13 protein-coding genes are annotated in these 13,047 nt (G+C 33.3%); 1 reads left to right on the plus strand and 12 read right to left on the minus strand.

Annotated elements, in window-relative coordinates; genetic code table 11:
• Genes ND812_RS12700 through ND812_RS12715 form a run of 4 tightly spaced genes read right to left on the minus strand, consistent with a single transcriptional unit; the run spans position 1 to position 4,556 of the window.
• Positions 1-885, minus strand: a complete 885-nt coding sequence (locus ND812_RS12700) for a dTDP-4-dehydrorhamnose reductase family protein (RefSeq protein WP_265375731.1) — start codon at positions 883-885, stop codon at positions 1-3.
• Positions 886-896: 11 nt separating this feature from the next.
• Entirely contained in the window at positions 897-1,733 is an 837-nt protein-coding gene (locus ND812_RS12705) for a 2OG-Fe(II) oxygenase (RefSeq protein ID WP_265375732.1), read from the minus strand.
• Complete coding sequence (locus tag ND812_RS12710) at positions 1,730-2,881, minus strand: glycosyltransferase family 4 protein (protein WP_265375957.1); 1,152 nt, start codon at positions 2,879-2,881, stop codon at positions 1,730-1,732. Before ND812_RS12710 ends, ND812_RS12705 begins: the two co-directional genes overlap by 4 nt.
• A gap of 7 nt (positions 2,882-2,888) precedes the next feature.
• Positions 2,889-4,556, minus strand: a complete 1,668-nt coding sequence (locus ND812_RS12715; RefSeq protein WP_265375733.1) for a GNAT family N-acetyltransferase — start codon at positions 4,554-4,556, stop codon at positions 2,889-2,891.
• A 220-nt stretch (positions 4,557-4,776) separates the two neighbouring features.
• On the opposite strand from ND812_RS12715, the gene ND812_RS12720 reads away from it, so the two are divergent.
• The gene (locus ND812_RS12720) at positions 4,777-4,929 is read left to right on the plus strand and encodes a hypothetical protein (protein ID WP_265375734.1); all 153 of its coding nucleotides are present in this window, start codon (positions 4,777-4,779) and stop codon (positions 4,927-4,929) included.
• A gap of 40 nt (positions 4,930-4,969) precedes the next feature.
• Here ND812_RS12720 and ND812_RS12725 read toward each other — a convergent pair whose 3' ends face one another.
• The 8 genes from ND812_RS12725 to ND812_RS12760 form a co-directional block, all read right to left on the minus strand.
• Positions 4,970-5,830 carry a polysaccharide deacetylase family protein gene (locus tag ND812_RS12725; RefSeq protein WP_265375735.1) on the minus strand — a complete coding sequence of 287 codons (861 nt, stop codon included), beginning with the start codon at positions 5,828-5,830 and terminating at the stop codon, positions 4,970-4,972.
• A gap of 135 nt (positions 5,831-5,965) precedes the next feature.
• The gene (locus ND812_RS12730) at positions 5,966-6,862 is read right to left on the minus strand and encodes a glycosyltransferase family 2 protein (protein WP_265375736.1); all 897 of its coding nucleotides are present in this window, start codon (positions 6,860-6,862) and stop codon (positions 5,966-5,968) included.
• Between the two features lie 4 nt (positions 6,863-6,866).
• Positions 6,867-7,820, minus strand: a complete 954-nt coding sequence (locus ND812_RS12735) for an SDR family oxidoreductase (RefSeq protein WP_265375737.1) — start codon at positions 7,818-7,820, stop codon at positions 6,867-6,869.
• The gene (locus tag ND812_RS12740; protein WP_265375738.1) at positions 7,817-8,269 is read right to left on the minus strand and encodes a dTDP-4-dehydrorhamnose 3,5-epimerase family protein; all 453 of its coding nucleotides are present in this window, start codon (positions 8,267-8,269) and stop codon (positions 7,817-7,819) included. Before ND812_RS12740 ends, ND812_RS12735 begins: the two co-directional genes overlap by 4 nt.
• A 1-nt stretch (position 8,270) precedes the next feature.
• Positions 8,271-9,362, minus strand: a complete 1,092-nt coding sequence (rfbG, locus tag ND812_RS12745) for a CDP-glucose 4,6-dehydratase (protein WP_265375739.1) — start codon at positions 9,360-9,362, stop codon at positions 8,271-8,273.
• A gap of 2 nt (positions 9,363-9,364) precedes the next feature.
• Positions 9,365-10,135, minus strand: a complete 771-nt coding sequence (gene rfbF, locus ND812_RS12750) for a glucose-1-phosphate cytidylyltransferase (RefSeq protein WP_265375740.1) — start codon at positions 10,133-10,135, stop codon at positions 9,365-9,367.
• 25 nt (positions 10,136-10,160) lie between these two features.
• On the minus strand, positions 10,161-12,026 hold the full coding sequence (locus ND812_RS12755; protein ID WP_265375741.1) for a TIGR04326 family surface carbohydrate biosynthesis protein: 1,866 nt from the start codon (positions 12,024-12,026) through the stop codon (positions 10,161-10,163).
• Positions 12,027-12,050: 24 nt separating this feature from the next.
• Positions 12,051-13,043: a phosphoglycerate dehydrogenase gene (locus ND812_RS12760; protein WP_265375742.1), complete on the minus strand. Its 993-nt coding sequence runs from the start codon at positions 13,041-13,043 to the stop codon at positions 12,051-12,053.
• Positions 13,044-13,047 lie beyond the last annotated feature (4 nt).

A 13,047-nucleotide genomic window follows, 5' to 3' on the forward strand; every position in this document is an offset into this window, starting at 1 on the left:
TTAATCCAAATATTCTTTTCTGTAATCTTTCATATCTTGAACCAGTTTATCCCATTTTTTTGGTATATAACCAGTTTCTTTTCTAAACTTTTCGGAATTCAAAGAGCGATCAATTTCAAAATCATCTTCAAGTTTAATCTCAATATCAAATCCATATAGTTTTTTAATTAATTGCAAAAGATCAAATTTTGAAATTGGCTCAGCTGAAACATGGTAGAGCCCAAATAAATCTTCATTTGGAATAATTTTATTTTCGATTATCTCCGCAATTTCATTTGCAGGAAAACCAGAAAAAATGGCTTTCGAAAATCCCCTAACAATACCTTGTTGCGATAAAAACCAATTCACCAAAGAAATCTGGGAGTTTAATTCATGTCCAATAATGGAAGTTCTAAACGTAAATACATGTTTATCATTATATATTTCTCCCAACTCTTTCGATTTACCATATAAATCAATAGCATTAGGTGGATCTGATTCCACGTACATTCCTCTTTTCCCATCAAACACACAATCCGTGCTAATGAGAATCAGACGTGCACCAATCAATTTGCATAAACTAGAAAGTCTATGTGGCAATAAGGAATTAATTGGTATAACAGTTAATGGATCTTCCGCAACTTTTTGCTGTTTAATAATTCCTATACAATTTATAACAACATCTGGTTTAACATCATAAAAAATTCTTATTAACTCATCTTGATTCATCACATCTACATGAGTTAATATAATTCCATTGTGTAAATTTTTGATATATTTTAATACCTCTGGATTTCTGACTGTTCCCCAAACCTTAAACTTTGAATTTTTAGATAAAACATTAAACAATGTACTTCCCAACATACCCGAAGCACCAAGGACTAAGATCTTTAACGGTACGTTCACTAATTTATTCTCTATGTGTTTTTATGATTCTGATACAAATCTTTTTTACCAAATCCGTCTTTTTTAATGTGACGGATAAAACTTCTAAGTTTGTTATCAATTGAAGAAAACAATCTGACAAATTTTTGATTCGGTCTAGCACTAAAACTGGTTACATTAAAATATTCTTTTCCAATGGGAGACGTTTTTGAAAAATAATAATTGGAAACACAAATCCTGATTTCATCTACTGTTACTGGACTTACAGAATGCCATGATTTCGGATTTGTTTCCATAAGAACTAATCTGTTAAACGAACTTTCAATGGTTATATTATTTCTTACGGAAGTATCCCAAAGTTCTAAATTTCCACCCTTCTCTAACGACCAATTCGGATTTACATAATACAAAAGGTTTAATGTACGATACATAGTTCGGGTCATTTCATGTGAATTATCTATATGAGGGTTTAAAAAGTTTCCTTTTTCCATCAAACTAAGGCCACCGGCATACAGAGAAGGATCTGGTTTTTGATCTATAATACCTGTTATTTCTTCAATTACTTTGATCACTCGCTCGTCCTGAATTGCAAAAGTAATATCTTTAAGTAGAGGATCAAAATGGTCAAAGTTTTTGGATGTATATTTTTTTTCTCGAAAACTATCCAATAAACGCATTTCGTTTTTTTTAGGAAAAACAGAATGAATTTGGTTGGCAATTTCTTTCGGAAGCAAATCGTCTAAATAACAATATCGCACTCCAATTTCATCTACCGAATTATGAAAGAATTTTTTTAAGTCGCTCTTTTTCGAAGAAAGTCTTTTTTGAAGAATTGAAACTAATTCTTCTCTGTTGATTAAATTTGTCATACTTTATCAAATCTTCCTTTTATTTTATGAAAAAAGCCAAATGTTTGGTTAGCCGTTCTTTTCCAGGAAAACTCCTTAGCAAGTACGTAGGCTCTATTTGAATATTCATTTCGTTTGTCTTTTGAATCAATAACTCGTTTTATCGATTCTTCGATTGATTCAATATCCAATGGATTAAAATAATCACCTGCATCTTTTAATATTTCTTTCATTGCCGAGAGCTCAGAACAAACAATAGGAAGACCGGCAGCCATTGCCTCTAGGACTATTTGTCCAAATGTTTCACAGGAAGAGGCAAAAACAAAAAGGTCTGCTTCTTTGTATTTAATTTCTATTTCCGAATACTGTATAGAACTATGATAGTGAATGTATTTGTTTAAAGGATCAACATCGTTTATTGCTAATTTTAACCTTTCGACCGGTTTTTTTTCATCAGCACCTCCAACTAAGTCGAAAGTAATCGGATATCCGTTTTTCATTAATTTCCCGACTGCATAAACTACATTCCATTGGTGTTTGTATTCACCAACAAAAGACACATATAAAATTTTAAACGGTTTATCTATTGAATAGTTGCTGATATCTTTCGCACTTTTAGGTTTTTGAAAAAATTTTTGATTAATTCCATGAAAAACAACTTCAGTTTGTTTATTCAGCAAATTAATTTTATCAAAAACAACTTTCCTTGCAAATTCGGTTAGAAAAATAATCCCATCGGCTTTCTTAAATGATAATGTCTGACTAAAAAAAAGAAGGATCAAACGAAAAAAATTTTTCGAGAACCCATACCTTTTAATTTCTTTCCATTCAAAAGGTAATAAGTTCTGACTCATCGAAACATAAGGTTTAAAATTACCTGAATAATTTGCACCTGGAACAAATAATAAATCTACTTTCCCAGTTGAAATTCTTTTAGGTAAGAGAAACTTTCCCCAATATATCCGATGAAACAAGGATTTATTTAGAAGTGGTTCATAAACTTTTTCCATCCAAGAACGTTCTTCTATTTTATCTAATGTAGATCTACCACCCCAAACAATAACTTTCTGAAATTGAAACTGTTTAGGTTCAGCGGCTTTCAAGAGCTCAACCAAATGGGTCACTCCTCCGCCGCCTCTTATATTGGAGGCATCAATACCTAAAATCATTTGCTGTTTAACGGACAAACTCACCAGCCAATTCGTATCTTTGACCATTGACTCCAATTTTAAATTCAGCTATTTTAGGAGTATTTTCTTCATCAATACCCCCTAAATCAAAATAACGACAACATTGTGAGCGCAGGTAAACAATTGCATTCCAAAGCAAATATTGATTTGCTTTTAACTTACGACCTTCTTCGCCGTTCCAACCAACTAAATAAGTTCCAGTACCGTTAGCCATTGAGATACAAATCCCCGCTACCTTTTCACCTTGATACATAGCAATTAGCTGAACTAACTTTTGATTTTGATCGGACTCAGCTTTTATTCCTTTTAAAAAAGAGATGGGAATTCCTGAAAATTCTTTCTGATTCATAAGTTCTGAGTATCTATCTAAAATCCATTGAAAACTTTCTTCAGTTTCACTTATAACCAACTTTAATTCAGTTTTCTCCGCTGCATTTAACATATTTCTCCATTTGCCATCCAATTCTTTTCTTAAATCATCTAAATCCAATGAAAGATCGACTAAAGAAGATGACCAAGGAATGGCACGGCGAGTCCGATAACCCATGCGAAAAAGTGATACAAGGTTTTTTCCTGTATTTAGCATTTCCGGATTGATAAATAAAAAACTAAACTTGGATACCCATTTAGCAATATAGTGTAGTGCAGATTTTTTTTCCTCTTCACTAACACCTTCATAAAACAATGGACCTCGATTGATTCTAAGAACATGGAACAAATAAAAATAGGTTTTAGATAAAACTTGAACTAGGCCAATTTTTTTACCGTTTGATTTCAATAAAATACGTTTAATTCCCCAACCTTCGATATGTTTTTTGGCCTCACCATAAAAGAGCGTTTGCAATAGATTTACTGCATCGATGGAATTTAATTCCGAATTCCAATTTTCCTCATCCAAATTAGTAGCTTCCAGTGAAAAAAATATATTAGAATTCTTTGAATTACTAAATAAAGATACTTCTTTACTGGACAATGAAAAATGGGTTGGCAGGTAAAAACTAGTTTCTCGTAAATGAATAGAACTTTTATAATAGAGTGGATTAGAACGGATTTCCGGAGGAAGATCAGGCCAAACGGAAACAGGGTAATGAAGAGAATACAATCGCTCAAAATTAGCCTTTGCAATCTCCAAATTAGGAAAGTTATATTCCGTTAAATAGGGAATATAACTTTCAGATCGTTCTGATTGAATTGGGATGAACTCATCCAGAACAGCATCCCATATCCTTTGAATCTGAAATTTATGCCGAACTACTTCGCCAATACTAGAAAGTGCGGAAATTAGAAACCGTTTAGAAACATTAGCCATTAACGGATAAGCAACTGTTTGGTTTAAACTATCCTCATTATAATTTGGAACATTTGAATTCCGAGAACGAATTCCAATTTTTTGTGCTAATCTTTTAGAAAACCAAGTAAGTAAATAAAACCTAGTATTTTTAACTTTTAGATAATGTCCTTTAGATAACTTAACTATTTGATGAGTATCTTCATCTTTCCATTCAATTTGAGATGGCCCACTATTTCTTATAATCAGTGCAGCACCTTCTGGAATTGGTAAATGTTTGTGCGGACTATACAACACAAAATCACCTTTCTCTCCAATTCCTTTAATCGGCTTTAAAACATGAGCACAATCTTCCACTAAGATCACATTTTTATTAGAACAAAATTCAAATGCCCTAACAGAATTGTTTGGTTTACCAAAATAATGTACCAAAACGAATACATCAATTTGATGAACTAACGAGAGTTCTTTACATGCATTGTAGTCAGGTTCTCTATCCTCTTTTATTGGATAAAAAACGATCTTAACTCCTAGTGTACGAAGTAAAAATAACGAAGAATTACAAAAGTATTCAGGAAACCAAAAAGTGATCGATTCATTTAACGAATGCTTTCTTTTCCAAATAGCAATGGCAGCAAAAGACCAAGAAGTTTTAGAAAACCAAATGGATGTTTCTAAATCCCTCTGCCAAGTTCTATTAAAACTAGAATCAGAAATTTTACCAGGTAGGAGTGAGTAAAAAAAAGCCTTCCAGCTAGGTAATGGCGCAATCAAAAATTTCAATTTAAACCCCAAGATTCATAAATTTGAAGTTTCTTTTTATATAAAACATCTGCTCCGCCTTCTAAAAAGGCAGAAATTAACTGTAATGAATCTTCAGGAGAAGTGGCTTCTCTTCTTATGGCCCAAGGATAGGTTTTAAAATTATTTCCTCTTAGTCCAGTGTGAACAAATTCGTAATTTGTTTTTGCAATTGATAAAGCTATTTCACTAAAACTTCCTAAGTCACCAAAAGTATATGCAAAATGTTTGATAGTAATTCCTAACTTATTTTCAAGAATTTGTTTGGAATTTATAATTTCATCTTTTAATTGATCTAAATTTTCTATCTTTGATAATCTTGCATGTGTTTTCGTATGAGAGCCAATAGAATGACCTTTTTCTAAAAGAAACTTTAAATCATTCCAATTCATGGGTAGCCAAGAATCAGGTACTTGTTCCGGTGTATAGTCAGGGTAAACATTTGCTGATACAAATGTTTTACTATCTTCGTAATTAGAAATAGAAACAAAGTCCGATATAATAAAAAATAAGGCCTTAATACCCATTTTCTCTAAAACTTCTTCTGTTACTCTTCGATTGGAAATATAACCATCATCAAAACTCAAAAGTAGGTTTTTTCCGACAATTTCCTTATTTCCCAATATCATTTCTTCGAATTCTTCCGGAGAAACAAATTTCCAGACTTTCGATAATTCCTGCAATTGGGCAAGAAAAAGTTCCTGCTTGTCTAAAGGAATATCATGATACAATAAAACCCTTAAATCAGAATTAACTTTAATTTTCAAAAACTTAGCAATTGAATTGGAAAACTTTAAAGGCAGATGTGATGCCGCGAGTATTTTATGTAGAATTGACATTTTGATTTTCTAAACTAGTGAAGCAGTAATTCCTATCTAACGGAAAAAATAAGTCTGTGACAGAATCAAACAGAGGTAGGACAATTTTTACTTTACCAAAACGTATAGCTGAATGACCAAAAATTAAATACAAAATCAAATCCATTTACTAATTTTAGCAGTTAATAAAGTAACAAACACTGAAGGAGAATTAAAAAATGAGCGAATCAACAAAATAACTGCCTGTGATAATCTTTTTTCTCTTAAATACACAATGGCCTTATCAAACTTGAGTCTTGAACGAAATTTCCTCCAAAGTTTATTTTTATCTAATTCAAAACTCTGTATTTGGAAAACATGATGTTTAATTAAATTTTCCAGGTGGTTCATATGTCTATCCAAAGAACCTGATTGGTTTGAACCATGAATTGTATATTCGCCTAGAGTTTCCTGAATGAAACAAAATCTCGCATTTTCATTGGCTAACCGCAACCATAAATCATAATCTTCCACTGTTACAAACTCTTTCTCTTCGCTAAATAGAAGTTTTTTCTCAAAAAGAAATTTTCGATTCACAGTTGTTGCGGAAGTAGATAATCGATTGCCGTAAAATAACATTTTCCTATAGAAATCCATTTCGTAAGGACCGTATTTTAAAATTGATTTTCCGTCAGAATCCAGGTAAACCATAAATTCATTATGACAAATCACTTCTACTTCGTTTTTTAGTTTTATTATTTCTGATACAGTTTTTTCTAATTTATCAGAATACCAAAAATCATCTGAATCTAAAAAAGAAATCCATTCTCCCTTTGATTCCAAGATTCCAAGATTTCTCGAACTTGCAATAATACCGTGGTTGTGTATTTTTTTCAAACGAATGCGGGAGTCGCTGAAGGAATTAACAACTTCATCTGTAGTATCGGATGAATGATTATCAATCACTATCGCTTCCCAATTTATATAAGATTGAGTAACCACAGATCCTAATGATTTTTTCAAAAAATGCGAATGATTGTATGTGGGAATGACTATAGAGATAAAAGGATTCATTCTTCTAGTTAACGTTCTTAAAGTTTAAGTTGCAAAAATATAATAACTGATCAATTTCAGATTGATAGTAATTCAAATATTTATATCCGGTAGATAAAAGTTTTGTAGTATCATATTCAAAATTTTCGGAAACTTCATTTGTAGAAGGTGAAACTCTTTGTAAATTTGGCGAAAAACCTAGAACTTCTTTACATCTTTTTTGGATTAATAATGCCATATCCCATACACTCATCGACATATTTCCACCCAAATTAAATGTATGTTCGTCCATGTTCAGTGGAAGATTCAGGAGATGATGAATGGCTCGACAAACTTCCGATATAGGAATAAAATCCCTGATTTGTATTCCTGAAGTTTTTAATACCATTTGATTCGTAGTCACTGCCTGTTTACAAAGATCATTCACTAACAACATCCAACAATTGACTAAGGGAGATACAGGAGCTCCATAAGCATTGGATAAACGAACGTTAATTCCAGTAATTCGATCATAACGTTGATTTACCTGTTGTTCGCCGGAAACATTACTAGTTGCATAAGGATGTGAATTTAGAAGCGGTGAATTTTCAGTCACAAGACCTTTTAATGGACTGTCATAAACATGTGCAGTTGAAATGTAGATAAACCTTGAAACATTCATTTTTATTGCGGCATCTAAAAGTTTACCAGTCGTAAATCCATTGAATTCAAGTGCTCTTTCTGGATTTTTTTGGCAATCCTGTGCATTCATTCCTGCACAATGAATGATAACATTTGTATCTAGGCAGGCAGATTTTAAAGACGATTCCGAATCCCAATCCAAAAACCTTACTTTTCCTGATTTTACATAACTTGGAAGTTCGAGTGGCTTACTAGTTCCTAAATATATTTCAATATTATCTATTGCAGAAAAATACTGAACTAATCGCCCACCGAGTAATCCAGAACCTCCAGTAATTAATATTCTATATGTACTCATAAATTCCATTGATATGGAATCGAAGGATCATTATCCGGTAATCGATTTGATTCTAAAGGATCGTGTGGTATATCTGTAAAATTAACTATGAGTGCGGTATTTTCAGAAACACAAGTAAATCCATACCAGATTCTCGGAGGAATTTTAATCCGTTTATATTCGTTTGGCCTACCGAGAACCACTTCCTGCAAATTCCCTTTCGTAGGAGAATCGTCCCGATCATCATAAAGTACCAATTTAATTTGGCCAGATGGGACAGAAAAATTTTGAGTTTGTTTCTTGTGAAATTTCCACGCCTTAACGGATCCAAAATTTACTTCAGAGATATAACATTCTCCAAAACTAGTAAACTCAGGATCATCAGAACGCATCATATGAAGTACTGAACCTTTCGGATCAAAAATTTCTTTCAGAGGTGAAATAACTATCCCTAACAAAATTGCGGACATATCAGGAAATCCAAACGTAATTTTTCTTTGCAGCTAATTCACAGTATCGATTGATCTGCGATAAGGTAAATTCGTAAATATTAGATTTAGATTCCAACCAATTTCTATACCAATCGACTGTAAAAGCAACTGTATCGTTAAATCCAAGAACGGCTTGCCAGTTCAAATGAAAAAGAACTTTATCACAAGACAACTTAAGTAGTTTTGCTTCTTTCCCACCAACTTCGAAACCTTCGGGTACAGACCAATGAACACCTGGCCATCGAGTTGCCATCGCATCCAATAATTCAGACACAGTTTGATTGACACTGGCTTCCGGTCCAAAATTAAAAGCCTCTCCATCCAAACCTTCCTGGTTTTGGTATAATTTTGCACCTAACAATAAATATCCGCTCAATGGTTCCAAAACATGTTGCCAAGGGCGAGTAGCCAAGGGACTTCTGATAGATACAGTTTCACCTTTGGACCAAGCTTTAATACAATCAGGTACAATTCGATCAGCGGCCCAGTCACCACCTCCAATCACATTCCCAGCTCTTGTGATAGCAATTCTAGTTTTAGATTCTTTTAGAAAGGAATGATAAAATGAATGAGCTACTAAATCAGCACAACTTTTTGATCCGCTGTAAGGGTCGTGTCCACCAAGTGCATCTGTCTCTCTGTAACCCCAACACCATTCATCGTTTCGATAAGCTTTATCACTAGTAATCAAAACAGCCACATCGATCCAATCTCTTGTGCGAACTAAATCAAGGAGGTTCACCATTCCCATAACGTTAGTTTCAAATGTTTCTACTGGATCTAAATAAGATTTTCTAACAAGCGCTTGTGCGGACATATGAAAAATGAACTGAGGTTTAAATTCATCAATTGTTTTAGCAAGAGCATTACGATCTCGGATATCTCCCCGAAAATCTTTTATTTTCTTAGGTAGTTCTAATAATTCGAAATGATTTGTTTCCGTTGGTACATCCAATGAGAAACCTGCAACATCTGCACCTAACGAATGTAACCAGACTGACAACCAAGCTCCTTTGAAGCCGGTATGTCCGGTAATTAATACTCTTTTACCATAATAAATATTCTGAAACATATTTATTTCAATTTCCAAGGAGCTTTATTATGTTGCCACAATTCTTCTAACGTCTGTTTGTCTCTTAGAGTATCCATACATTGCCAATAATCAGGATGATGAAATGCCATAAGTTGTCCTTCCTTTGCAAGAGCCTCCAACGGAGCTCTTTCTAACATTATGGAATCATCTTTAATATAATTCAATACTTCAGGTTCGAAAACAAAAAATCCACCATTGATCCAACCGACTTCTGCTTGTGGTTTCTCTTGGAATTGAGTTACTTGATTCCCAGTAATAGCTAATTCACCAAAACGGACGGGAGGCCTAACTGCAGTTACAGTTGCCAGTTTTCCATGTGATTTATGAAACTCGACTAGTTTTCCAATATCTACATTGGAAACACCATCGCCATAGGTAAGCATAAATGTACCAGAATTTGCTAATTGGTCTTTCAGGCGAAGTAATCGTCCACCCGTCATTGTTAATGCCCCTGTATCTATCATGTCAACTTTCCAGTCTTCAGCAGTTGGATTGGAATAACGCGCAGTTCCAGACTTCAAACTTACAGTGAGGTCACTCATCCTGGCATGATAATTAATAAAATAATCCTTAATCACTTCGCCTTTATATCCAAGTGCCAATACAAACTCATTGTATCCGAAGTATTCGTATATTTTCATAATATGCCAGAGAATTGGTTTTCCAGCAATTTCCACCATTGGTTTTGGTTTTACTGTTGTTTCCTCACTCAAACGAGTTCCTAAACCACCGCATAGTATGACAGTTTTCATTTAATAATAGCCTCAAGTATAATCATCATAGTTTAAGTAATTGCCGCCATTTAGGAATATTTTCATCCAAATTAAAAAATATATCTAAATCACTTGTTTTCATTTCTTTCGCCGCTTGAACTGCAAGATCCAACTCAGTCGAATTAGATATGAAAAAAACACCTTTTCTTCCTCGCAAAGGACTCATATTCAATGTCTCCCCATCAAGAAATGAAATTACGGGAAGACCTGCACAATACGCGTCCACGGATGCAGAAGTTATATTACTAGTATAAACTAAATCAAATAATTCCAAAACATCCACTAAAGAATCCGTAATTACATCAAATTGAATATTCGGATAATCTTCTTTATTTACGGGACAAATAGGATGAGGTTTCACAGTGATTTCAATGTTGTTATCCACGCCAGAATAGGCTTCTTGTAATACAGACATTTGTTTTGCGGTTGCCGAAGGAAGGTAATCCCCGAGTACCAACATCTTTAAAAATGTTTTTCGCTTCACCGAAGTTTTTTTTCTATTGTTGAAACGGCTTAAAAACATATATCTAAGCGCTTCTACATCTATAATTTTTTCCTTTGGAAATTTAGAATCCAGTAACGCCGATTTTGCTCCAGGCCCATTAATTGTGATTTGATTAGGGTACGGAAGCGGACAATGTCCTTCTTTTACATAAGAACGCGGATCGTAAAAATATCTCAAATCCCAGTAGCGAATTGTAGCATGCGGAACACCAATAACTTCTATATTTTTAGACTGCAGAGCATGAACCAGTGCGATCTCCCATGACTGGTTTTCCTGTAAGTAAAATACTTTCTCAGAAGAAACCAAATCAAGAGATATCTTAGAAAAAAGATTTACATATATACAATTTAATAAGGAGGCTCGTCCCCTCAAGGAATCAATCAAATCCTCTTTATAAAGTTCCCAAATATTTGCTTTTTTATATCGAAAGGCTTTTTTTATTAATCCAATCTTTAAAGAAATAAAATAAATTTTAAAATAATCAATAAGGGATTTAAACAAAATAGAAAAAGAAAGGTAACTGTCAATTAGAGTGTGTTGTTGGTTTCTTTCAGACTGCGTGAATGATTTTGTTAATGAGACGGCCTTATTGACAGTTGGCAGTAAATTATAATCTACATAAAAATGGAGCCAATGTGTGCTTATGTTTGCCTGGTTTAAGGCTGGAATAATTTTCCCCCAATAATCGGAAGAAAACGGAGTCCCTTTTTCAATACCAAGGCTAAAATTTAAAAAATAATTGATAAAAACGTACTTTGCCGGTTTGTATTTTTGTTTTGAATTAAAAAGAAATCTCCACCTAATTAAAGTATAATGTAAAAAAAAGAGAACTACTTTAGAAAAAAGAGGAAAATAAGAATAAATTCTTTCAAAAACTGATTTCGCTAGAGAAGAGTCATTAAAATTGAATTTAAAATTTACTTTTTTTTCCGCTGCATATTCTTTTACAGACTTATATAAAAGCTTATTCCCGGTGACAATTTTTAGTGTATTAACTTCTCTGTTTTCCAAAAAATCAAACAAAGCAAAAAACTTAATACGATTGGGAATCTCTAGAGTTTTTCCATAGTTATTTTCAACAATTAGAGTCATCCACCAAAAGCTGAGCCCAGGTTTTATTTCCAACCAATCAACAATCATACGGCCTTTGATTTTAAACTCTCCCAAGTCATGGGCCAAACCTAAATAAAATTCTCTGTATTTATCTGAATTTTGTTCTACAAGTCTCGGAATAGAAAACAAATTTGAATTTTTGTCTTCTAAAAACTCATTCCATAATAAAGTGATTCCTTCAAATTTTGGAGGAGGATCTGTCTGATCCCAAATTAGAACGGTAGTTGAATTGGAATCTTTATTATTTATCATCAAAGAAACAAATATTCTTATCTACTAGATTTGGTTGAGATATTCGTCTGAAGGAACTTCACTTTGAAGAGGTTCCTCTTTAAAAAAACGAATTATTTCTTCCGCAGCCCCTCTCTCCATTAATAACCTGCAATCGTAGGAACAAGAACCCATATGTTGTGTCAGAAGAATATTTTCGAGTTCACATAAATTTCCTTTATATGGTTCTTCTTCGAAAACATCCACTGCTGCCCCGGAAATTATATTATTTTTTAACGCATCATATAAATCAGATTCATTAATAATTCCACCGCGGGCAGTATTGATCAAAAAGGAATCTTTTTTGAACTGATTCAATTGATCTTTACCAATTAAATTTCGTGTCAGTTTTGTTAATGGAACATGCAGTGAGACTAGATCAGATTCTTTATAGATTTGATCTTTATCCACAAAAGCAAATGAAACTCCTGATTCACGTAGTATAGATTCAACTTCTTTCGTTTTATCTATCAAATCATTGATAAGAATTTTTTTAGGAGAAAATCCAGCAAGAATCTTTAGAACGTTTGTTCCGACTCTGCCAAGTCCAATAAGACCGATCGTACTCTCTCCCAATCTTTTGCCAGTAAATCTAGACCACTTCCCTTTTCTCAGTTCCCTATCTGCATTTGGAACAAAACGAGTAATAGATACCATAAGTCCTATTGTTAACTCAACCACAGCTTTTGTAACTGCATCAGGAGTATAGGAAACTCTAATATTTTTTTCCTTACATAAAGAAAGAGGAACGGAATCAAGTCCAATGCCGACTCTGGATATAAACTTTAAATTTGGATTCTTATGGATTAGAGGTGTTAAATCTTCAGTTCCCGCAATGATCCCATCCACGTCTTTTGCAATTTCTGCCACTTCTTCAGACTTTAATTTTCTTTTAAAAGTATTGGTTAGAATTTCCCAACCGGTTTCATTTAATAACCGCAGCGGTTCTGGATCGTAATTTCCAAACGGATATGTAGAAATAAAAATTTTCTTTTTCATATAA

This window comes from Leptospira limi, assembly GCF_026151395.1.
Taxonomy (GTDB): domain Bacteria; phylum Spirochaetota; class Leptospiria; order Leptospirales; family Leptospiraceae; genus Leptospira_A; species Leptospira_A limi.